Raw genomic sequence first — 20,642 nt, forward strand, 5'->3', positions numbered from 1 at the left:
GCCCGCTATTCCGCCGGCTCCTCCGCCGGTTCCGGCCGGGCGGCGCGCGGCACCGCCGGGCTCTTCTCCAGCCTGTCGCGGTGCAGGGCGGCGCGCGCCACCAGCATCAGCGTCACGGGCGTGGTCAGCACCACCAGCGCGCCCACCAGCAGCTCATGGATCACCAGCCGCGACTGCAGCGCGGTGAACACCAGCATGGAGGCCAACAGCACGCAGCTGATGCCCATGGAGGTGGCGATGGTGGGCGCGTGCAGCCGGTCGTAGAAGGTGCGCATCCGCAGCAGGCCGAAGGAGCCGGCCAGCGACAGGAACGCCCCCGCCAGGACCAGCGCGGCGGCCAGCAGGGCCAGGGGCGCGGGAAGCTCCGCCAGGTGGGTCATTCGATCACCTCGCCGCGCATCAGGAACTTGGCGAAGGCGCCCGTGCTGACGAAGCCCAGCAGCGCCACCACCAGCGCCGCCTCGAAATAGAGGTCGGTGCCGGTGCGGATGCCGAAGGTCAGCAGCAGCAGCATGCCGTTGAGGTAGAGGATGTCGAGCGCCACCACCCTGTCCTGCGCGCGCGGCCCGTGCAGCACGCGCCAGGCGGTGCAGCCGAAGGCGAGGGCCAGCATGACCTGCGCGATCAGCAGCGACCAGCTCAGCACCGCAAGGCTCATCGGAAGATCTCCAGCAACGGCGCCTCGTAGCGCTCCTTGACGATACGCACCCATTCCTCCTCGTCGATCAGGTCGAGGACATGGATCAGCAGCCAGCCCTCCTCCGCGTCGAACTCCAGCCATGCGGTGCCGGGCGTGGCGGTGAGGATGCAGGCCAGCACGGCCAGGGCGTGCGGCTCGCGCAGCGCCAGCGGGATGTGCAGGAAGCCCGTCCGCCGCGGCAGGCGCCGGCTGAGCACGATGCGCGCCACGGCCAGGTTCGAGCGGATGATGTCCACGAACACCCGCCCCGCCAGCTGCAGGATCAGCCCGGGGCGGCGGATGCGCACCTTGGGCGGGTCGAGCAGCGTCAGCGCCCAGCCGCCCAGCAGCGCGATGATGGCGCCCACCAGCATCGGCCCCGGCGCGACGCTGCGGCTGGCCATCAGCCAGAAGGCGAGCAGGCCGGCCGAGATGACCGGATGCGGCAGAAGCCACCTCATGGCCGGGCCTCCGTCTGGCCGCTCACATCCACCACGCTGCCGACATAGCTGGGGGCGGCGTGCAGGGCGCTGGCGGTGGACTGCATGTAGCGCAGCACCGGCCCCGCCCCCGCCGTCATGCCGATGCAGAGGCCAAGCAGCAGCAGCACCGGCGCGATCTCCACCACGCCGACGCGCGGCACCGAGCGGTCCGTGGCCGCCCACAGGCTGCGGATGCCGGCGCGCGTCATCGCCAGCACCGTGGCGAGGCCCGAGAGGATCAGCGCCGCCAGCAGGGCCCAGCCGCCGGGCGGCACGGCGGAAGGGCTCCGCCCCAGCCCGGCCGGGTTGAGGATGCCATCCAGCATGGCGAACTTGGCGATGAAGCCGGACAGCGGGGGCAGCCCCGCCAGCAGCAGGGCGCAGCAGAGGAAGCAGGCGCCCAGCACCGCCATGGTGGCCGGAATGGGCGTGCCCACCTCGACCTCCTCCTCATCGGCCTCCGGCCTGTCGCCGAAGGCCTCCTGCGTCACCGCCAGCACGTCGGCGCCGACCTCCCGGCCGCGCTCCAGCAGCTCCACCAGCAGGAAGAAGGCGCCGATCGCCAGCGCCGAGCTGGCCAGGTAGAACAGCGCCCCGCCGGTCACCGCCTCCTGCCCCGCCCCCAGCGCCGCCAGCAGCGTGCCGGAGGAGATCAGCACGCTGGCGCCCGCCAGGCGGGAGAGATCCTGCGTCGCCAGCACGCTGATGGCGCCGAAGGCGATGGTGGCGAGGCCGCCCAGGAACAGCCAGGTGCCGCCGAAGCCGGCGGAAGCCCCCGCATCGGCCCCGAACAGCAGCAGCGAAAGGCGCAGCACGGCATAGAAGCCCACTTTGCTCATCATCGAGAAGATGGCGGCGGCGGGCGGGCTTGCCGCCGAATAGGTGGGCGCCAGCCAGAAGCCCATCGGCCACATCGCCGCCTTGGCCAGGAAGGCCATGGCGAGGATGGCGGCGCCCGCCTCCAGCAGCGGCCGGTCCTCGGCCGGCATGGCGGGGATGCGGGCGGCGAGGTCGGCCATGTTCAGCGTGCCGGCCACGCCATAGATCATGCTGACGCCGATCAGGAACAGCAGGGAGGCCGCGAGGTTGATGGCGATGTAGTGCAGCCCCGCCTTGACCCGCGCGACGCCCGAGCCGTGCAGCGCCAGCCCGTAGGAGGCGGCCAGCAGCACCTCGAAGAAGACGAAGAGGTTGAACAGGTCGCCGGTCAGGAAGGCGCCGTTCAGCCCCATCAGCTGGAACTGGAAGAGGGCGTGGAAATGCGCGCCCATGCGCTGCCAGCGCACCAGCGAAAAGAGCAGCGCGGCGAGGCCGAGCAGCGCCGTCAGCACCAGCAGCATGGCGGCCAGCCGGTCCACCACCAGGACGATGCCGAACAGCGCCGGCCAGTTGCCGAGGCGGTAGACGAAGACCGGCGCCGCGTCACCCGCATCCGCCAGGAAGGCGAGGGCGAGCGCCACGGCGAGCAGCCCGAGCGCCGATGCGACGCCGAGCGCCGCGCGCAGCCGGCCGCGCTGGTCGTCCATCGGGATCATGATGGCGCCCGCCAGCAGCGGCAGCAGGATCGGCGCGATGGCGAGCTGTTGCATCCAGCCGCTCACCGGTCCTGCCTCCGGCCATCGACATGGTCGCCGCCGGTCAGGCCGCGCGCGGCCAGCATCACCACCAGGAACAGCGCCGTGGTGGCGAAGCCGATGACGATGGCGGTGAGCACCAGGGATTGCGGCAGCGGGTCGGCATACTGCGCCGGGTCGCCCATGGTGCCGGGCTCCAGCACGGGCGGGCGGCCCACGGGAAAGCGGCCCATGCTGAAGATGAACAGGTTGACGGCGTAGGAGAGCAGCGACAGGCCGATGATGAGCTGGAAGGTGCGCGGCCGCATCAGCAGCCAGACGCCCGAGCCTCCCAGCACGCCGATGCTCAGGGCGAGGATGAGTTCCATCAGCGGTCTCCCTTCAGGCCAGTGTTGCCCATCTCCGGCCCGTCCATCAGCGGGCCATCCAGGGCGGGAGCCGCCGGCACGGGAGCGGCCCGGCCAGGGCGGCCATCCGCGGCGGGGCCATGGGGGGCGGCCTCCAGGGGAACGGGCTTCCCCGCGGCCGGCAGAGCCGGCGGGGCCATGCCCGGCAATGGCGGCGGAACCGGCGCCGCGCGCTGGCTGCGCACCGACTGGTGGGCGATGGCGATGAGCATCAGCACCGTGGCGCCGAACACCAGGGCGAACACGCCGATGTCGAAGATCAGAGCGCTGGCCACCGGCAGCCGGCCGAGCAGGCCGAGATCGGCATAGGCGAAGTAGGAGGTCAGGAAGGGCTTGCCGACCGCCATGGCGGCGAGGCCCGTGCCACCGGCCAGCAGCAGCCCCGCCGACATCCAGCGCAGCGGATGGACGCGGAGATGGTCCTCCACCCAGCGCGTGCCGCCGGCCATGTATTGCAGCAGGATGGCCACGGCCAGCATCAGCCCGCCGGCGAAGCCGCCGCCCGGCAGGTCGTGGCCGCGCAGCAGCAGATAGACCGCGACGGCCCCGATCAGCGGAAAGAGCAGCCGCATGGTGACGGCCGGCACCGCCATCCAGTCGCGCGCGTCGCCCTGCTGCTGTTCCGGCACGCCGATGCTCTCCGGCGCCGGGCGGAAGCGGCGCAGCAGCGCGAAGACGGTGAGCGCCACGATGCCCAGCACCGTGATCTCACCGAAGGTGTCGAAGCCGCGGAAATCCACCAGGATGACGTTGACCACGTTGGTGCCGCCGCCCTCGGTGTAGGCGCGCTCCAGGAAGAAGCGGGAGATGCCCTCGGGCGAGACGCGGGTCATGGTGGCATAGGAGATCGCCGTCAGCCCGAGGCCGGCGGCCACCGCGATGACGAAGTCGCGGTAGCGCCGCAGCCGTGGCAGGAGCTGGCCGGAGCTGGCGAATTCCAGCCGCTTGGGCATCCAGCGCAGGCCGAGCAGCAGCAGCACCGTCGTCACCACCTCGACCAGGAGCTGGGTGACGGCGAGGTCGGGCGCCGAGAACCACACGAAGGTGATGCAGACGGCGAGGCCGGCGCCGCCCAGCAGCGCCAGCGCCGCCAGCCGGTGGTACTTGGCCTGGTAGGCGGCCGCCATGGCGCAGGCGCCGCCCGCCACCCAGACCAGCCCGATCACCGGATCGGCGGGGGAAAGCTCGAGCCCGCCCAGGCCCAGCCCTTGCGGCGACAGCGCCAGCACGGCGGCCAGGATGGTGATGCAGACCATCAGCCGGAGCTGGGTCTGCAGCCGGCTGGTGCCGAGCAGCCGCTCTAGGGTGCGGGCGAAGCGCCAGGACAGGAACACCATCACCTGGTCGAAGGCGCGGCGGCCGTCGAAGCGGCGCAGCAGGGGGGTGCCCTCGATGCCGGCGCTGAGATGGCGCTGCAGCAGGCGGTAGAGCAGCGCGCCGCCCACCAGCGCCACGAGGCTCATCACCAGCGGCAGGTTGAAGCCGTGCCAGACCGCGAGGCTGTAATAGGGCGTGGCCTCCCCCAGCACGGAGCGCGCCGCGACGTCGAGGAACGGGCCGATGGTGGCGGCGGGCAGGATGCCCACCACCATGCAGCCGAAGACCAGCACCTCGACCGGCAGGCGCATCCATTGCGGCGGCTCGTGCGGCGTGCGCGGCATGTCGCCCGTCTCGGGGCCGAAGAAGGCGCCGTGGATGAAGCGCAGCGAATAGGCCACTGCGAAGATGCTCGCCAGCGCCGCGGCCCAGGGCAGCATGCTGTGCAGGATGGTGGGCGCGTTGGCCGCCATCAGCGTCTCGGTGATGAACATCTCCTTGGAGATGAAGCCGTTCAGCAGCGGCACGCCGGCCATGGCGGCGGCGGCCACCATCGCCAGCCGCGCGGTGAAGGGCATGGTGGCGTTGAGGCCGGAAAGCCTGCGGATGTCGCGCGTGCCGGTCTCGTGGTCGATGATGCCGGCGGCCATGAACAGCGAGGCCTTGAAGGTGGCGTGGTTCATGGTGTGGAAGATCGCTGCCACCATGGCCAGCGGGCTGTTGAGGCTGAGCAGCAGCGTGATCAGGCCGAGATGGCTGATGGTCGAATAGGCCAGCAGGCCCTTCATGTCGTGCTGGAAGATCGCGACATAGGCGCCGACCAGCAGGGTGATCATGCCGGCGCTGCCGAGGATCCAGAACCAGGCATCGGTGCCGGCCATCACCGGCCAGAGCCGCGTGATCAGGAAGATGCCGGCCTTCACGAGCGTGGCCGAGTGCAGGTAGGCGGAAACCGGCGTCGGCGCCGCCATGGCGTGCGGCAGCCAGAAGTGGAAGGGGAACTGCGCGCTCTTGGTCAGGGCGCCGAGCAGGACCAGCACCAGCGCCGGCAGGTAGAGCGGATGGTCGCGGATGACGTCGCCCGAGGCCAGCACCCGGTCGAGGTCGTAGCTGCCGACCATGTGGCCGAGCAGCAGCACGCCCGCCAGCAGGGCCAGGCCGCCGCTGGCCGTGACGGTGAGCGCCATGCGGGCGCCGTCGCGTGCCTGGGCGGAGTGCTGCCAGTAGCCGATCAGCAGGAAGGAGAAGAGGCTGGTCATCTCCCAGAAGAAGACGAGCTGGATCAGGTTGCCCGACAGGACCAGCCCCATCATCGAGCCCATGAAGGCCAGCAGAAAGGCGAAGAAGCGCGGGATCGGATCGTCCGAGGACATGTAGTAGCGCGCGTAGAGCACGACCAGCAGCCCAATGCCGGCCACCATCACCGAGAAGACCGAGGCAAGGCCGTCCATGCGCAGGACGAGGTTGAGGCCCAGCTGCGGCACCCAGGCGATCTCGCTGCGGACCACGCCCCCCTCGGCGATGGTGGGGTAGTAGCAGAGCCACACCATGACGAGGGTCAGCAGCGCGACCGCGCCCGCCAGCCAGGCTTCGAGCCTTCGGGCATTGGCCGGCAGCAACGCGGTGACCAGCGCCCCGAGATAGGGGAGGCCGATCGCCGTCGAGAGATAAAGGGCATCGGGCATCAGCGGCGGTTCTCTCCTTCAGGCCGGGAAGACGGGCGCCCCGCGGGCGGGGGCGGAGCGGGTCAGGCAGGCTCGTCCGGGCTTTCCGCCTCTGAGGATTGCAGCATGGCGAGCGCCTCGGTGCCGGACTGCGCCTGGCGCAGCTGGCGCGCCAGCTGGTTGCCGCGAAGCACCCGGCAGATGCCCGAAAGCGCGGGCAGGAAGCCTTCCGCGCTGTTCTCCGGCCAGAGCACCATGAAGACGAGGTCCACCGGCTCGCCATCGCGCGCGTCGAACTCGATGGGCCGCGCCAGCCGGGCGAGCAGCGCCAGGGGCGCGCCAAGCCCTTCCAGGCGGGTATGCGGCAGCCCGATGCCGCGCCCCAGCGCCGTGGAGCCCAGCTTTTCCCGCGCCTGGAGGGCTTCCAGCACCTTCTGCCTGTCATATTGAAGGCGGGCCGCGGCTTCATCCGCAAGCATCTCAAGAAGCTCTTTCTTGTCCTTTGGGGAAAGGGAAAGAACAGAGTTCTCCTGATGGAAAAGTTCTTTGATGGGCATGGCCTTTTCCAATAAAATCCCCGCCAATGAATAAGATGTTTTCTGTAGTTCTGTTATTTTACTTGAAGGCTCGATCAAAATCAGGCACATAGATTGCTAGGCGTGCGAAAATTGCAAGTTTTTTAACCGTTGCTCTCCTGATTCTCAATGCCGCGCCCTCTCCCCTGCGGACATGGGAGCGCACCTGGACGGTCAGTCAAACGCCGCGGCAGGCGGGTTCGTTCCGCGGGCGGCGGCTGCGGGGGCGTTTCGAGGGTAAGGGGTGCCGCCCTGAGGGGGCGGTCCGCCCGGGCGGGATCATCCGGGCGGAAAAGGCAGGGCCGGTGGCCGGGCGGAAGCTTCAGTCGCCGCTGTTGCCGCCGCCGAGCGCCTCACCGCCCAGCTGTTCCACGAGCTGCGCCACGGCGGTGTGGTCCTGCCCCGGGCCGAGCAGGCTGCCGGCGCTGGCCCACATCTCGCGGCACAGCGCCGAGAAGGGCGTCGGTGTGCCGGTCTCCCGCCCCACTTCGAGGGCGATGGAGAGGTCCTTCACCATCAGGTCCAGCCCGAAGCCGGAATCGAAGCGGCGCGACAGCACGAACTGCTTGAACTTCTTCTGCGTGCTGTTGTTCATCCCGGTGGAGCTGTTCAGCACATCGACCATCAGCGCCGGGTCCAGCCCGAACTTCTGGCCGATCAGCAGCGCCTCGATGCCGATGAGGAAGCCGCCGGCCGAGACCAGGTTGTTCAGCGCCTTCATCGCCTGGGCGTTGCCGATGCCGCCGCAGCGATGCACCGAGGTGCCCACCGCCTGCAGGACCGGCCCGATCCGGTCCAGCACCGCCGCCTCGCCGCCGGCCATGATGGCGAGCTCCCCCGTGCGGGCGCGCGGCACGCCGCCCGAGACGGGGCAGTCCGCCATGGCGCAGCCCTTCTCCGCCAGCCGCTCCGCCAGGGCGCGGGTGACCCCGGGCACGCCGGAGGACATCTCGATCACCACCGCGCCGGCCGGCAGGGCCTCCAGCATCTCCTCCACCACCGTCGCGACATGCTTGCTGGTGGGCAGGATGGTGATGACGGCATCCGCCCCCGCCGCCGCCCCGGCGGCATCATCGGCCGCGCGGCCGCCCACCTCCCGCGCGAAGTCCCGGGCCCGGCCGGGCACCGCGTCGGCCACGGTGACCTCGAAGCCGGCTTTCAGCAGGTTGGCCGCCATCGGCCAGCCCATGTTGCCGATGCCCACGAAGCCGATGCGGCGCATGGCGCCCCCGCTCATTCGGCCTTCTTCTCCGGCAGGGCGCCCTCGGCCTTCAGCACCTCATGCGCCGCCTTGAAGGCGTCGAGCCCCGCGGGGATGCCGCAATAGACCGTCGCGTGCAGCAGGATCTCCTTGATCTCCTCGACCGTGACGCCGTTGTTCAGCGCGCCCTTCACATGCAGCTTGATCTCGGGCGTCTTGCCGAGCGCGGTCAGCATGGCGAGGTTCAGCATGCTGCGCGTCCGGGGCTCCAGCCCGGGGCGGTTCCAGGCATAGCCCCAGCACCATTCGGTGGTGATGCGCTGGAAGGCCATCATGAAGTCGTCGGCCCGGGCGATGCTGCCGTCCACGTACTCGCTGCCGAGCACCTTGCGGCGCATCTCCAGGCCCTTCTCGAACATCTCGCTCTCGGCCATCGCCCATCCTCCCTGATGATGGGCGGCAGCTTGCGGAAAAGCGGATTGTCGGTCAATCCGGCAGGGCGTCGGCCGTCTCGAGGATCTCGCCGCGCTCGATCACGAAGGTCCGCTCCACCAGCTGCCGCAGCAGGCCGGGGCTGCTCTCGGTGATCAGGATGGCGACATCCGGCAGGGCATCCCGCAGCCGCGCCAGCGCCTCGGCGTAGCGCAGCGCCAGGGCGGGGGCGAGGCCCTGGAAGGGCTCGTCCAGCAGCACGGCGCGGGTGCCCACCATCAGCGCGCGGCCGAGCGCCACCATCTTGCCCTGCCCGCCCGAGAGCCCCGCGGCCTTGCGCGGCGCGAAGTCGCGCAGCTCCGGCAGCAGGGTGAAGAGCAGGTCCAGCCGCCGCGACATCTCGGCCGCCGGCAGGCCCAGCACCTCCGCCGGCAGGCGCAGGTTCTCCAGCACGGTGAAGCTGCCGAACAGGCGCCGCTCCTCCGGCGCGTAGCCGATGCCGAGCGCGGCGCGGCGGTGCGCCGGCGCGCCGGCGCAGGACTGGCCGTCGATGATGATGTTGCCGCCACGCACCGGCAGCAGCCCCATCAGCGCCCGCAGCGTCGTGGTCTTGCCCGCGCCGTTGCGGCCGATCAGCGCCACCCGGCCACCGGGCGGCACCGCCAGGTTCACGCCGCGCAGCACCGGCGCGCCGGCGATGTCCACCGAGACATTCTCGAGTTGCAGCATGGGCTCAAGCCGCGGCATGGGGAACCTCGCCGGTCTGGATGCCGATGACGTCGCGCTGCACCGTGGGGTCGGCCAGCACCTGCTCCGGCGGGCCGAGGGCCACGATCCTGCCCTGCCCCCACACCGCCACGCGGTCGGCGATGCGCGCCACCACGTCCATGTCGTGCTCGACGAAGACGGCCGTGACGCCGGCCTCGCGCAGCACCCGCGCCAGCGTCTCCACCACCGCCATCTTGTCGGCGGCGGCGACGCCGCTGGTGGGCTCGTCCATCAGCAGCAGGCGCGGCTTCATGGCCACGGCCATGGCGATGTCGGTGAGCTTGCGGGTGCCCTCGTTCAGCGCGTCGGCACGCTGGTGCGCGGCCGCGGTGAGGCCGAAGCGCTCCAGCAGCTCCTCCGCCTCGGCGCGAAAGGCAGGGCGCAGCAGCGGGCGGAAGGCGGAGAAGGTGCCCTCCCGCGCGGCCACCGCCATGGCCGCGTTCTCCAGCACCGTGTGCTCGGTGAAGAGCTGGGGCAGCTGGAAGGAGCGGGCGATGCCCATGCGCACGATGGCGCGCGGCTTCATCCCCAGCACCTGCCGGCCCTGGTAGGTGATGGAGCCGGCCTGCGGCCGCAGATGGCCGGTGCTCATGTTGATGAAGGTGGTCTTGCCGGCGCCGTTCGGGCCGATGATGGCGAGGAACTCCCGCTCCATCACGTCGAGGTTGATGCCGTCGGCCGCCTTGACGCCGCCGAAGGCCAGTTGCAGGTCCTGCGCCGAGAGCAGCACGCTCATGCCACCTCCCTCCCCGCCGGCTTGCGGCGCAACAGCCCCTGGGCGATGCCGAACAGCCCGCCGGGCGCGAACAGGATGACCAGCAGCAGCACCGTGCCCAGGATGAGCTGCCACGCATCGGCCAGGTTGGCCGCGGCATAGACCCGCGTCAGCTCATAGACCACGGCGCCGAGGAAGGCGCCGAGCACGCTGCCCGCGCCGCCCAGGATGGCGATGAACACCAGCTCGCCCGAGGCGGTCCAGTAGGCGAGCGCCGGCGTCACGTGGCGGCTGGTGAGCGCGATAAGGGTGCCGCCGCAGCCCGCCATCAGCGCCGAGAGCGCATAGGCGGAGAGCAGCACGTAGCGCGCCGGCACCCCCATGAACTCCAGCCGCGCCTCGCGCGTCTTGATGCCGGCGAGCGCCTGGCCCAGCGGGGCGTTCAGGTAGATCCGCACCAGCACCGCGAAGCCGATGGCCAGGGCCAGGGCGATGGAGAACACCGCCCATTCATAGGTGACGCCGGAAAGCGTCATGCCGGCGAAGGTGGGCACGGGCAGGCGGATGCCGTCCGTGCCGTGGGTGATGGTGTAGAGCTTCTCCAGCAGCGAGTAGAACACCATGCTGAGCGCCAGGTTCAGCATGCCGAAGAAGATCTCGCGGTAGCGCATCACGAACAGCCCGACGACGAGGCCGACCGCGGCGGAGGCCAGCGCCGCCAGCGGCAGCAGCAGCAGCACCTCCGGCATGCGCGGCGCCACGAAGGCCACCGTGTAGGCGGCGATCGCGACATACATGGCGTGGCCGAAGCTCACCTGCCCCGCCCGCAGCAGCAGCAGGATGCCGAGCACGGTGATGCCCTTGGCGAGCGCGATGGTCAGCACGAAGCGCAGCCACGGCACGCTCCAGGCGAGCAGCACCAGCAGCAGCGCGCCGGCTAGGCCGGCGAGGAGTTCCAGGCGTGACTTCATATCCGCCGCGTCTCCGTCACGCCGAACAGGCCCTGCGGCCGCACCAGCAGCACCAGCACCATGATGAGATAGGGGACCACCACCTCCAGCTCCGGCTCCAGATAGACGGCGACCGAGCGGCCGAGGCCGATCATCAGCGCCGCCAGCGCCGCGCCCTCGATCTGGCCGAGGCCGGCGGTCGCCACCACGGCGAAGGACAGGACGATGGTGGAGGCGCCGATGCCCGGCACCATGGAGGTCATGGGCGAGGCCAGAGCGCCGCCCAGCGCCGCCAGCGCGGCGCCGAAGGTGAAGGTGAGCATCGTCACCTTCGCCGCGTCGATGCCCTGCGAGGTGGCCGCCTCGCGGTCGGTGGTGACGGCCACGATGACGCGCCCGGTGAGCGTGCGGCGCATGAACCAGGCCAGCCCCGCCAGCGTCAGCAGCGCGATGCCCGGCAGCACGTAGAGCTGGTAGGCGGTGAAGGGGATGACGTCGGCGCCGAAGGGCACGTCCACCGTGCCGAGGAGCTGCATCGGCGTCTCGTTGGACACCGGCTGCACGCCCCAGATCAGCTTCTGCACATCCTCCAGGATCATGAACAGGGCGAAGGTGACGAGCAGCTGCAGCACCGGCTCCTGCGTCTCCACCCGCTTGAGCAGCACGCGCTCGATCAGCGGGCCGAGGATGACGCCCACCAGCGCGGCGGCGATGAGCAGCACCGGATAGGAGAGCCAGGCCGGCAGCCCGGCGGCGATGAGGGCCGCGGTGAGCGAGGCGGCGGTGTAGGCGCCGATGGCGTAGAGGCTGCCATGCGCCACGTTGAGGATGCGCAGCACGCCGAACACCAGGTTCAGCCCCACCGCCACCATGAAGATGGCGGCGGCGGAAGCGAGCCCGTCCAGCACCGCCAGCCCCAGCAGCAGCCCGTTCTCGGAAAGCCATTCCGTCATGCGCGGCACGCCTTCGGCCACGCGGGCGGGGCCCACGCTTTCTCGTCCATTCTGTCCCCCTTCTCCTGACCTGTGCAGCCAGAGTTGGGGACACTGTTTCACGCGCTCCGAATTGCGTCAATAAATCAGCATTTTACCGCCATGTCCGGAGCTTGTGGGCTTTCGCGCCGGATGGAAACCCCGCATCGGCCGCCACGCCACCCCTCACCCGGCGAGCGCCAGGATCTCCTCTGCCCGGCGCACCACGGGCGGGTCGATCATCTTGCCGCCGATCTGGAAGGCGCCGCGGCCGCTGGCCCGCGCCTCGGCATCGCCCGCCACCACGCGCCGCGCCCAGTCGATCTCCGCCGCATCGGGCGCGAAGAGCTCGTTCATGATGGCCACCTGCGCCGGATGCACCGCGAGCGCGCCGCGGAAGCCGAGCTGGCGCGCCTCGGCGATGGTCCGGCGGAAGGCGTCCAGATCCTGGAACTGGCCGATGCTGCCCACGAAGCCCATGGGCATCAGCCCCGCCGCGCGTGCCGCCATCAGCACGGCGAGGTTGGGGCCGAGCAGGGCCGCCGGGCCGGGGATCGCGCCGAGCGCCGCGCAGAAATCCTCCGGCCCCAGCATCATCGCCACGCTGCGCGGGTCGGCGGAGGCGATGGCGGGCAGCGCGTAGAGGGCGGCCGGCGTCTCGATCTGCAGCAGCAGCCGCACCGTGCCGGGGGCGATGCCGCGCTCGGCCTCCAGCTCGGCCACGGCGGCCGAGACGTCGCGCACATAGCCGGCCTCCTCCACCTTGGGCAGCACGAGGCCGGCGAGGCCCGGCACCACCGCCGCCTCCAGGTCGGCCGCCAGCGCCCGCAGGCCGCGGTTCACCCGCACCAGCACCGCCGGCCCGCGCGACCCGATGGCGGCGATGGAGCCGGCCAGCGTCTGGCGCGCCTGCGGCTTCTCGGCCGCCGGCACCGCATCCTCCATGTCCAGGATGATGCCATCGGCGCCCCGCTCATGCGCGCGGGCGATGAAGCGCTCCACATGCGCGGGCACGAAGAGAAGGGAACGCCAGCGCGGCGGCGGCAGGCTCATGGGATCTATCCTCCGGGTGCGGCGTGGCGCCGCCTTCTTGCCCGCCCCTTGTGCGCGCCCCGCGCCGGGCTGTCTATCCTTGGCCCCCTTCCGCCGGCGGCAGGCCGGCCCAGGGGCGGCGCGCCGCATCGGCCGCCGCAAAGGCGCCGATGGCCGCCGCATGGCTCAGCGTCAGGTCGATGTCGTTCCAGCCATTCAGCAGCTTGGTGCGCCAGACGGGGTCGATCCGAAAGGCGAAGCGGTGCCCGCCCGCGCGCACGGCGCATTCCCGCAGGTCCACCGTGATCTCCTGGCCGCCCTGGTCCAGCCAGCCGAGCAGCCGCTCGGCCTCCGCCTCCTCCAGCTGTGCCGGGAGCAGCCCGTTGTTCACCGCGTTGCTCGCGAAGATGTCGCCGAAGCTCGGAGCCAGCACGCAGCGGAAACCGGCATCGACCAGCGCATAGACCGCCGCCTCGCGCGAGGAGCCGCTGCCGAAGTTGCGCCGCGCGACCAGGATCTGCGCGCACCGGCGCTCCGGGCGGTCGATGGGCGAATCCGGGCGCACCGCGCCATCCTCGGCGAAGCGCAGGTCGTGCAGCAGGAACTGGCCATAGCCCTCGCTGCGCGGCCGCTTCATGAAGCGGGCGGGGATGAGCTGGTCGGTGTCCACATTGGCCAGCGGCAGGGGGCAGGCGGCGGCGGCGAGGATGGTGAAGGGCCGCATCAGCCGCGCCCTTCCAGCAGGGGCCGGACATCGGCGATGCGGCCCGCCAGCGCGGCGGCCGCGACCATGGCGGGGGACATCAGATGCGTCCGCGCGCCCTTGCCCTGCCGGCCCTTGAAGTTGCGGTTGGTGGTGGAGGCGCAGCGCTCACCGGGGGGCACCAGGTCCCCGTTCATGCCGACGCACATGGAGCAGCCGGAATCCGCCCATTCCAGCCCGGCCTCCTGGAAGATGCGGTCCAGCCCCTCCTGCTCCGCTTGCCGCTTGACCAGGGAGGAACCGGGCGAGACCAGCCCCGGCACCCGCGCCCGCCGCCCCGCCAGCACGGCCGCCGCCGCGCGCAAATCCTCGATGCGGCTGTTGGTGCAGGAGCCGATGAAGACGCGGTCGATCGGCACATCCTCCAGGCGCTGGCCGGGGCGCAGGCCCATATAGTCCAGCGCGTCGCGGATCTGCGCGGCGCGGGAAGGGTCGGCCGCGCGGGCAGGGTCCGGGGTGCTGGCGGTGACGGGCAGCGCGTCCTCCGGGCTGACGCCCCAGGTGACGATGGGCGCGATCTCCCCGGCCTCCAGGGACAATTCGCGGTCGAAGCCCGCGCCTTCATCGCCGGGCAGGGCGAGCCAGGCCTCGGCGGCGGCGTCGAAGGCGGCACCCTGGGGCGCCAGCGGCCGGCCGCGCAGAAACGCCACGGTGGTCTCGTCCGGCGCCACCATGCCGCAGCGCGCGCCGCTCTCGATGGCCATGTTGCACAGCGTGAGCCGCCCTTCCATGGACAGGCCGCGCACGGCGCTCCCGGCATATTCCACCGCGTGGCCCTGCGCGCCATCCGCCCCGATGCGCGCGATGATGGCCAGCGCCAGGTCCTTGGCGCCGGTGCCGAGGGGCAGCCTGCCCTCCACCGTGATGCGCATGCGGCGCGGCTTCCGCTGCCACAGGGTCTGCGTCATCAGCACATGCGCGACCTCCGAGGCGCCGATGCCGAAGGCCAGCGCGCCGAAGGCGCCATGCGTCGAGGTGTGGCTGTCGCCGCAGACGACCGTGAGCCCCGGCAGGGTCAGCCCCTGCTCCGGCCCCACCACATGCACGATGCCCTGGCGCGGGTCGTGCAGGCCGAAGAGGCGCGTGCCATGCGCCCGTGCATTGGCCTCCAGCCCCCGCACCATGCCGGCGACGCCCGCGTCGGGGATGCCGCGGCCCGGAGCGCGGGTCGGCACATAATGGTCGGCCACGCCGATGTTGAGTTCCGGCCGCGCCACCTTCGCGCCCCGCGCGCGGAGCTGGGCAAAGGCGTGGTGCGAGCCTTCATGGAAGAAGTGACGATCGATCCAGAGGAGGCTTTGGCCGTCCTCGCGGGTGAGCACGACATGCGCGTCCCACACCTTGTCGAACAGCGTGCGTCGCGGCGGCGCCTCGGCCATGCCCCTGTCCTCCCGGTCCTTCCCGACGATGCCGCAGGACGGCCAGGGGCGCAACGCGGCGTCTCGGAAATGAGACCGCGGCAGGAAGGCCAGGGCGTGGCCGGCCACCCTGTTTCCTGCCGGCGACGAGGTGGTTGCCCGTTGGCGCTTCCTGACCGGGCCGCGGTGCCGCCGGCGAAGTAGAAACCGCCCCGCATCCTGAAGAGCGCGAGGACGAATCACGGCGCCTTTCGCGGCCCTGAACCGCCCAGGTCGAGGCGCTCCGGGTGGCGCGCAGCGGCACCGGCGCCCGCTGGAGAGGCGCTGCCGGTCATTTTCCGCCCTGGAAGCATGCCGCCTGCCAGTTCCGAGAGGCTAAAAGCGCCCTGCGGGGCCATCCCAAAATCTGGACAAGTTTCTTCTTTTCAGAAGACGCGTAGTTGAAGGTCCGTAGGACATGAACCCGCGCGGCGTATGGCATCCAGGAAGGACACACTTCAAGAAACCGTGCGTTTCTGCGGAAAGTAATTCACATAAATGTGAGCAAAGAGGCTGCGGCACAAACTCGTTCCGCGAGACAGGGATCAAATTTTTAAACAACAAAGTAAATTCTCATGAAACTTTCTAGCTCATGCTTGGCCATTTGCGATGGCAGGCTTACTTCTCTTTACCTTTGATATTGCTGTTTTTTCTGGACCTTCCAGGGGGCATTGCGGATATCACTCACATGTGAGTGAGCAATCCCCCCGCGGCTTGCTCCATTATAAAGGAAGTAAAGCCATGACCGCTCTCGGCGTTTATGTCGGTAACGATCCCTCCATGCTGAACAAGTTCTCCGGGTGGCTTGGCGATACGCCTGACTATGTTCATGGCGTTGTTGGTTACTCGAACTGGAAGGACTACACGTCTTCCGCGAACTGGCAGGTGAACCTGTGGAAGCCGACGGGTGTCGACATCCAGTGGTCGATCCCGCTGATCAGCCGGGAAGGCAATCTCGGCACGGCCGCGAGCGGCGCCTACAACCAGTACTACAAGAGCGTCGCCGAGACGCTGCTGAAGGGCACCCCGGGCGACGGGCCGATCATGGTCCGCACCGGCTGGGAGGCGAATGGCGACTGGTTCTTCTGGAACGCCATCGGCAAGGAGGAGGCGTTCAAGGGCGCCTTCCGCCAGATGTCCAGCACCTTCAAGGAGGTGTCCGACCGGTTCCAGTTCGAGTGGAACATCAACCACGCTAATGGCGGCATCGACCCCGCCTCGATCTATCCGGGCGACGAGTATGTCGACGTCATCGGCATGGATTTCTACTACAAGCCCGAATACCAGGGTAACGACCCGGTGGCCGCGTTCAACCGGATCGTCAACGAGAAGTACGGCCTGCAGTGGCTGGAGAACTTCGCCAAGCAGCACAACAAGCCCACCGCCTATTCCGAGTGGGGCGTGAAGGGCGACAATGCCGGCCCGTTCGTGCAGCTGGCCAAGGAGTGGTTCGAGAAGCACAACCCCGTGCTGCAGAGCTACTGGGACTCTGACGCCGCCTATCCCGGCAAGCTGTCCGACGGCTCCGACCCCAGGACCGGCGCGGCCTTCAAGGAGGCGTTCCGCAACTCGGGCGATGGCGAGATGACCTGGGCCGACTTCGGCGGCAAGAACAGCGCCCCGCCGCCCAAGCCCGGCAACACGCCCAACATCCCGACCGAGAACGGCAGCGGCGACGCGACCGCGGGCAAGCCCCCGGGCGCGGATGACCCGGTGAACGAGGCGCCCCAGGCCGCCACCGCGCCGAGCGCTCCCGCCCCTGCTCCGGCCCCGGCGCCCTCCACCCCGGCCCCTGCTCCGGCTCCCCAGCCCGCCAAGGGCGAGGCCGCGGCCAGCGCCGCGCCCACCAAGTCCATCAAGGGCACCTCCGCCAAGGAGACGCTGACCGGCACCACCGGCCATGACGAGATCACCGGCGGCGGCGGCGACACGCTGAAGGGCGGCGCGGGCGATGACACCTATGTCATCACCACCGGCGACGTGGTGGTGGAGCTGGGCGGCCAGGGCATCGACACGGTCAAGACCTGGATCAACAACTACGTCCTGCCCGAGAACGTCGAGAACCTGATCCTCACCGGCACCGGCTGGAACACGCTGACCGGCAACGGCCTGGCCAACCGCCTCGAGGGCAACCTCAACCCGAACGTGCTGAACGGCAAGGGTGGCAACGACATCCTCACCGGCGGCGGCGGCAACGACACCTTCGTCATCGCCAAGGGCGAGGGCAACGACATCGTCACCGACTTCCGGGGCGGCGCCGGCGCCAGCGACGTCCTCAAGCTCGACGGCATCGCCTTCAAGGACTTCGCCGCCCTCAAGGCTGCCGCCAGCCAGTCCGGCGCGGACGCGGTGCTGAACCTGGGCGATGGCCAGACCCTGACGCTGAAGGGCGTGCAGCTCTCCAGCCTGGCGGCCGACGACGTGCAGCTGGTCAACATCAAGGCCGCCCCGCCGGTGGCCGCGCCGCCCGCCACCAGCACCCCTGCCCCCAGTACGCCCGCTCCGAGCACGCCCGCTCCGAGCACGCCCGCTCCGAGCACCCCTGTGGTGACCGCGCCCGAGCAGGCCGCGCCGGACGCCGCGCCGGACGCCGCGCCGAAGATGCTGCCCGCCAGCGCCACGCCCGCCAAGTGGTTCTATGGCAGCAGCAAGACCGAGACGCTCACCGGCACCGACGGCCATGACGCCTTCAAGTCCGGCGGCGGCAACGACACCATGAAGGGCGGCAAGGGCGACGACACCTACACCGTCTACACCGCCGGCGATAAGGTGGTGGAGCTGGCCGGCCAGGGCATCGACACGGTGGAGACCTGGCTCTCCAGCTACACCCTGCCCGCCAATGTCGAGAACCTCGTCGTCACCGGCACGTCCTGGACCGCGGCCACCGGCAACGCGCTGGACAACCGCATCATCGGCAATGACAGCCCCAACACGCTGAACGGCGGCGCCGGCAACGACGTGCTGACCGGCGGCAAGGGCGCCGACAAGTTCGTCATCGGCAAGGGCCTGGGCCACGACCTGATCACGGACTTCGAGGGCGCGGGCAAGTCCGGCGGCGACACCCTGGTGTTCCAGGGCTTCGGCAAGGGCGCCAGCATCAGCCACGAGGGCGGCAACCTCTTCGCCATCCACGCGGCCGACGGGTCCGACACCTGCCTCACCCTCCAGGGCGTCAGCGGCCTCGCCTCCTCCGACTACATGTTCAGCTGAGCGGCGGCAGGCGCCCTCCCCGCGGGAGGGCGCCTGCCACGCCACGGTCCCGGACGGATCGGACGCCCTGATCGACGCCTCGGGCGGGGAGCGGCACAATGCCGCTTCCCGCCCTTTCCGTTGAGGGATGACATGGACATCACGCTTTCCCCGCCCGCCCGCCGGGGCGTCGCCCGAGGCGGCAAGGCCGTCTATGGCGCGCCGCTCGGCATCCTGATGCTGGAGACGCGCTTCCCGCGCATCCCCGGCGATGTGGGCAATGGCGCCACCTGGCCCTTTCCCGTGCTCTACCGCGTGGTCCGCGGCGCCACCTCGGAGAAGGTGGTGCTGAAGGGCGCGGAGGGCCTGCTGCCCGACTTCCTCGACGCGGCCGAGGAGCTGGTGCGCCAGGGCGCGGAGGCCATCACCACCACCTGCGGCTTTCTCTCCCTGTTCCAGAAGGAGCTCGCGGCGCATGTGGGCGTGCCGGTCGCCACCAGCAGCCTGATGCAGGTGCCCTGGGTGCAGGCGATGCTGCCGCCGGGCAGGCGCGTGGGCGTCATCACCGTCTCCGCCGCCGCGCTGACGCCACGGCACCTGGAAGCCGCCGGCGCGCCGGCCGACACCCCCGTGGCCGGCACCGAGAACGGCCGCGAGTTCTTCCGCGTGCTGGTGAAGGCCGAGAAGGAGGAGATGGATATCGACCTCGCGGAGCAGGACATCCTCGATGCGGGGCGCGACCTGGTGGCGCGGCATCCGGAGGTGGGCGCGATCGTGCTGGAATGCACCAACATGCCGCCCTATGCCGCCGCGCTCCAGAAGGAGTTGAGGCTGCCGGTCCACGACATCTACACGATGATCAGCTACCTCCATGCCGGGCTGCGCCCGCGGATCTTCCCGGCGCCCTGAGGCGGGGCGCGGCCGCGCCTTGACCCTTCCGGGGGCGGAGCACCGGAAGGCTGAAAACGGCCGGCCCCGGGCGGCGTTACACCGGCATGTCAGCGATGGATCCTGCCATGAGCACGCCCTTCCCCTCGCCGGCCCGTGGCGCGGCCGATGAGCCCGCCGCGCCGCCCGAGCTGCCCGGCCTGCCGCCCTACCGCGGCCCGGATGAGGCCCCGTCCTCGCCATCGCCCGGGCCGGTCCCGGAGCTTCCCGGCCTGCCGCCCGGTCCCGCGGTCCCCGATCAGCCCAGCCAGCCCGGCCCGGAGGTGCCCGCCCCCAGCCAGCCCACGGAGATCCCCCCGCTCTCGCCGCCCGGGCCGCAAACCCCGCAGCCCCAGGCGTGATCGATGCCCTGCCTGGCGCGGCCTCGGCCGTGCCAGGCACTTAATTTTCAGGAACAACGGGCTGGAAGGCGTTCCTGGCCTCGCCTGGGAACCTGTCCGGCCCGCAACCCTTCAGCCGCCGGTGCCCGCCAGCCCCGCCACGGCGCCCGCCGCCAGCAGCCAGAGCGGATGCAGCCGGGTCAGCAGCGAAAGCCCGGCCACCCCCGCCAATATTCCCAGCAGTCCCAGGCTGTGGGCCGTGATGCCCCCGATCAGCAGCGCGCTGGCCGCGACCAGCCCCACCGTCAGCGGCACCAGCCCCGCCTGCGCCGCGCGGCGCCAGGGGCGTTCCCGGAAACGGCGCCACAGCCCGACCACCACCCCCGTCAGCACCGAGGAAGGGCCGAACTTGGCCAAAGCCGAGACCAGCAGCCCGGGCAGCCCCGCAACGTGCCACCCCACCAGGGGCACCACCATCATGTTCGGCCCCGGCGCCGCCTGGGCCAGCGCGAACAGCGCGCTGAACTCCTGCGCCGACATCCAGCGGTGCACCTCCACCACCTGCCGCTGCATCTCGGGCAGGATGGTGTTGCCGCCGCCGAAGGCGAGCAGGGAAAGCTGGGTGAAGATGACCGCCAGCGCGACAAGGGTGCCGGTCACTGGCCGCGCCGCCCGCAGAGCAGGATGCTGAGCGGCGCCAGGACCAGCATGCAGGGCAGCAGCGGCCAGCGCGCCACGCCGATGGCCAGGAGCGTGGCCGCCACCACCAGCAGCCCCCGCGCGTTCCGCCGCAGCGGCGCCAGCATCTTCAGCGCCGTCGCCACCAGCAGGCCGGCGGCGGCGGCGGCGAGGCCCGCGAACATGTGCTGCAGCATCGGGTCGTCGCGGAAGCGGTCATAGACCGCGCCGAGCCCGATCACGATGGCCGTCGGCCCCAGCACCAGCCCCAGCAGCGCCGAGACGGCGCCCGCGACGCCGCGGAACTCCATGCCCACCGCGACGGACAGGTTGATGACGTTGCCGCCAGGCAGGAACTGGCACAGGCCGAGCAGCTCGGTGAAGGCCTCGGCGGGCAACCAGCGCCGGTCCTCCACCAGCATGCGCCGCGCCATCGGCAGCACGCCGCCGAAGCCCATCAGCCCGAGGGCGAGGAAGCCCAGGAACAGGGCGCGGCAGGAAGGCGGGCTGGCGGGCGGCGCGGCGGCATCCGGCATGGCATCGTTCCTCCCGGCGGCAGGGCGGGGATGGGCGCCCCGCC

The 20,642-nt window shown here is 70.7% G+C and carries 21 protein-coding genes; 3 read left to right on the top strand and 18 right to left on the bottom strand.

From position 1 onward, the window contains the following. Positions 1-5: 5 nt before the first annotated feature. From mnhG to leuC, 16 genes are all read right to left on the bottom strand, one after another. Positions 6-380: a monovalent cation/H(+) antiporter subunit G gene (mnhG, locus tag CR162_RS14705; RefSeq protein WP_099096292.1), complete on the bottom strand. Its 375-nt coding sequence runs from the start codon at positions 378-380 to the stop codon at positions 6-8. Next, positions 377-658 carry a K+/H+ antiporter subunit F gene (locus CR162_RS14710; RefSeq protein ID WP_099096293.1) on the bottom strand — a complete coding sequence of 94 codons (282 nt, stop codon included), beginning with the start codon at positions 656-658 and terminating at the stop codon, positions 377-379. Before CR162_RS14710 ends, mnhG begins: the two co-directional genes overlap by 4 nt. After that, positions 655-1,140, bottom strand: coding sequence for a Na+/H+ antiporter subunit E (locus tag CR162_RS14715; RefSeq protein WP_099096294.1), 486 nt, complete (start codon positions 1,138-1,140; stop codon positions 655-657). The genes CR162_RS14710 and CR162_RS14715 overlap by 4 nt, the downstream gene beginning before the upstream one ends. Continuing rightward, the gene (locus CR162_RS14720) at positions 1,137-2,750 is read right to left on the bottom strand and encodes a monovalent cation/H+ antiporter subunit D (protein WP_099096327.1); all 1,614 of its coding nucleotides are present in this window, start codon (positions 2,748-2,750) and stop codon (positions 1,137-1,139) included. Before CR162_RS14720 ends, CR162_RS14715 begins: the two co-directional genes overlap by 4 nt. 8 nt (positions 2,751-2,758) lie before the next feature. After that, positions 2,759-3,103 (bottom strand): Na+/H+ antiporter subunit C, encoded by a 345-nt coding sequence (locus tag CR162_RS14725; RefSeq protein WP_099096295.1) that lies wholly within the window; start codon positions 3,101-3,103, stop codon positions 2,759-2,761. Beyond that, positions 3,103-6,144 (bottom strand): monovalent cation/H+ antiporter subunit A, encoded by a 3,042-nt coding sequence (locus CR162_RS14730; RefSeq protein ID WP_099096296.1) that lies wholly within the window; start codon positions 6,142-6,144, stop codon positions 3,103-3,105. Before CR162_RS14730 ends, CR162_RS14725 begins: the two co-directional genes overlap by 1 nt. A gap of 62 nt (positions 6,145-6,206) precedes the next feature. Beyond that, on the bottom strand, positions 6,207-6,770 hold the full coding sequence (locus CR162_RS14735) for a PTS sugar transporter subunit IIA (RefSeq protein ID WP_367604130.1): 564 nt from the start codon (positions 6,768-6,770) through the stop codon (positions 6,207-6,209). Positions 6,771-7,020: 250 nt separating this feature from the next. After that, positions 7,021-7,935, bottom strand: coding sequence for an NAD(P)-dependent oxidoreductase (locus CR162_RS14740; protein ID WP_099096297.1), 915 nt, complete (start codon positions 7,933-7,935; stop codon positions 7,021-7,023). After that, complete coding sequence (locus CR162_RS14745) at positions 7,932-8,333, bottom strand: carboxymuconolactone decarboxylase family protein (protein ID WP_099096298.1); 402 nt, start codon at positions 8,331-8,333, stop codon at positions 7,932-7,934. Before CR162_RS14745 ends, CR162_RS14740 begins: the two co-directional genes overlap by 4 nt. A 52-nt stretch (positions 8,334-8,385) precedes the next feature. Next, on the bottom strand, positions 8,386-9,078 hold the full coding sequence (locus tag CR162_RS14750; RefSeq protein WP_245870382.1) for an ABC transporter ATP-binding protein: 693 nt from the start codon (positions 9,076-9,078) through the stop codon (positions 8,386-8,388). Next, positions 9,065-9,835, bottom strand: a complete 771-nt coding sequence (locus tag CR162_RS14755; RefSeq protein WP_099096299.1) for an ABC transporter ATP-binding protein — start codon at positions 9,833-9,835, stop codon at positions 9,065-9,067. Before CR162_RS14755 ends, CR162_RS14750 begins: the two co-directional genes overlap by 14 nt. Beyond that, positions 9,832-10,785, bottom strand: a complete 954-nt coding sequence (locus CR162_RS14760) for a branched-chain amino acid ABC transporter permease (RefSeq protein WP_099096300.1) — start codon at positions 10,783-10,785, stop codon at positions 9,832-9,834. Before CR162_RS14760 ends, CR162_RS14755 begins: the two co-directional genes overlap by 4 nt. Continuing rightward, positions 10,782-11,753, bottom strand: coding sequence for a branched-chain amino acid ABC transporter permease (locus CR162_RS14765; RefSeq protein ID WP_245870384.1), 972 nt, complete (start codon positions 11,751-11,753; stop codon positions 10,782-10,784). The genes CR162_RS14760 and CR162_RS14765 overlap by 4 nt, the downstream gene beginning before the upstream one ends. Positions 11,754-11,921: 168 nt before the next feature. Continuing rightward, positions 11,922-12,788, bottom strand: a complete 867-nt coding sequence (locus CR162_RS14770; protein WP_099096301.1) for an HpcH/HpaI aldolase/citrate lyase family protein — start codon at positions 12,786-12,788, stop codon at positions 11,922-11,924. A 73-nt stretch (positions 12,789-12,861) separates the two neighbouring features. Continuing rightward, positions 12,862-13,491 (bottom strand): 3-isopropylmalate dehydratase small subunit, encoded by a 630-nt coding sequence (gene leuD / locus CR162_RS14775; protein WP_099096302.1) that lies wholly within the window; start codon positions 13,489-13,491, stop codon positions 12,862-12,864. Beyond that, a complete protein-coding gene (gene leuC, locus CR162_RS14780; protein WP_099096303.1) occupies positions 13,491-14,909 on the bottom strand; it encodes a 3-isopropylmalate dehydratase large subunit in 1,419 nt (472 codons plus the stop codon). Before leuC ends, leuD begins: the two co-directional genes overlap by 1 nt. Positions 14,910-15,668: 759 nt before the next feature. Between leuC and CR162_RS14785 the strand changes: the two genes are divergently transcribed. The 3 genes from CR162_RS14785 (at position 15,669) to CR162_RS14795 (ending at position 19,405) form a co-directional block, all read left to right on the top strand. Beyond that, positions 15,669-18,137: a glycosyl hydrolase gene (locus CR162_RS14785; RefSeq protein ID WP_176559861.1), complete on the top strand. Its 2,469-nt coding sequence runs from the start codon at positions 15,669-15,671 to the stop codon at positions 18,135-18,137. A 132-nt stretch (positions 18,138-18,269) separates the two neighbouring features. Beyond that, positions 18,270-19,025: an aspartate/glutamate racemase family protein gene (locus tag CR162_RS14790; RefSeq protein ID WP_099096305.1), complete on the top strand. Its 756-nt coding sequence runs from the start codon at positions 18,270-18,272 to the stop codon at positions 19,023-19,025. A 107-nt stretch (positions 19,026-19,132) separates the two neighbouring features. Beyond that, a complete protein-coding gene (locus CR162_RS14795; RefSeq protein ID WP_099096306.1) occupies positions 19,133-19,405 on the top strand; it encodes a hypothetical protein in 273 nt (90 codons plus the stop codon). A gap of 111 nt (positions 19,406-19,516) precedes the next feature. On the opposite strand, the gene CR162_RS14800 is transcribed toward CR162_RS14795, so the two are convergent. After that, positions 19,517-20,044, bottom strand: coding sequence for a chromate transporter (locus tag CR162_RS14800; protein ID WP_099096307.1), 528 nt, complete (start codon positions 20,042-20,044; stop codon positions 19,517-19,519). Then, positions 20,041-20,598 carry a chromate transporter gene (locus CR162_RS14805; protein ID WP_099096308.1) on the bottom strand — a complete coding sequence of 186 codons (558 nt, stop codon included), beginning with the start codon at positions 20,596-20,598 and terminating at the stop codon, positions 20,041-20,043. Before CR162_RS14805 ends, CR162_RS14800 begins: the two co-directional genes overlap by 4 nt. Positions 20,599-20,642 lie beyond the last annotated feature (44 nt).

Source organism: Teichococcus rhizosphaerae (genome assembly GCF_002631185.1).
In the GTDB taxonomy this organism is placed as follows: domain Bacteria; phylum Pseudomonadota; class Alphaproteobacteria; order Acetobacterales; family Acetobacteraceae; genus Pseudoroseomonas; species Pseudoroseomonas rhizosphaerae.

Bases quoted from the DNA above. Each gene is read 5' to 3' on its own strand.
- mnhG (WP_099096292.1), bottom strand. From the start codon at position 380: ATGACCCACCTGGCGGAGCTTCCCGCGCCCCTGGCCCTGCTGGCCGCC.
- CR162_RS14710 (WP_099096293.1), bottom strand. From the start codon at position 658: ATGAGCCTTGCGGTGCTGAGCTGGTCGCTGCTGATCGCGCAGGTCATG.
- CR162_RS14715 (WP_099096294.1), bottom strand. From the start codon at position 1,140: ATGAGGTGGCTTCTGCCGCATCCGGTCATCTCGGCCGGCCTGCTCGCC.
- CR162_RS14720 (WP_099096327.1), bottom strand. From the start codon at position 2,750: ATGCAACAGCTCGCCATCGCGCCGATCCTGCTGCCGCTGCTGGCGGGC.
- CR162_RS14725 (WP_099096295.1), bottom strand. From the start codon at position 3,103: ATGGAACTCATCCTCGCCCTGAGCATCGGCGTGCTGGGAGGCTCGGGC.
- CR162_RS14730 (WP_099096296.1), bottom strand. From the start codon at position 6,144: ATGCCCGATGCCCTTTATCTCTCGACGGCGATCGGCCTCCCCTATCTC.
- CR162_RS14735 (WP_367604130.1), bottom strand. From the start codon at position 6,770: ATGTGCCTGATTTTGATCGAGCCTTCAAGTAAAATAACAGAACTACAG.
- CR162_RS14740 (WP_099096297.1), bottom strand. From the start codon at position 7,935: ATGAGCGGGGGCGCCATGCGCCGCATCGGCTTCGTGGGCATCGGCAAC.
- CR162_RS14745 (WP_099096298.1), bottom strand. From the start codon at position 8,333: ATGGCCGAGAGCGAGATGTTCGAGAAGGGCCTGGAGATGCGCCGCAAG.
- CR162_RS14750 (WP_245870382.1), bottom strand. From the start codon at position 9,078: ATGCCGCGGCTTGAGCCCATGCTGCAACTCGAGAATGTCTCGGTGGAC.
- CR162_RS14755 (WP_099096299.1), bottom strand. From the start codon at position 9,835: ATGAGCGTGCTGCTCTCGGCGCAGGACCTGCAACTGGCCTTCGGCGGC.
- CR162_RS14760 (WP_099096300.1), bottom strand. From the start codon at position 10,785: ATGAAGTCACGCCTGGAACTCCTCGCCGGCCTAGCCGGCGCGCTGCTG.
- CR162_RS14770 (WP_099096301.1), bottom strand. From the start codon at position 12,788: ATGAGCCTGCCGCCGCCGCGCTGGCGTTCCCTTCTCTTCGTGCCCGCG.
- leuD (WP_099096302.1), bottom strand. From the start codon at position 13,491: ATGCGGCCCTTCACCATCCTCGCCGCCGCCGCCTGCCCCCTGCCGCTG.
- leuC (WP_099096303.1), bottom strand. From the start codon at position 14,909: ATGGCCGAGGCGCCGCCGCGACGCACGCTGTTCGACAAGGTGTGGGAC.
- CR162_RS14785 (WP_176559861.1), top strand. From the start codon at position 15,669: ATGACCGCTCTCGGCGTTTATGTCGGTAACGATCCCTCCATGCTGAAC.
- CR162_RS14790 (WP_099096305.1), top strand. From the start codon at position 18,270: ATGGACATCACGCTTTCCCCGCCCGCCCGCCGGGGCGTCGCCCGAGGC.
- CR162_RS14795 (WP_099096306.1), top strand. From the start codon at position 19,133: ATGAGCACGCCCTTCCCCTCGCCGGCCCGTGGCGCGGCCGATGAGCCC.
- CR162_RS14805 (WP_099096308.1), bottom strand. From the start codon at position 20,598: ATGCCGGATGCCGCCGCGCCGCCCGCCAGCCCGCCTTCCTGCCGCGCC.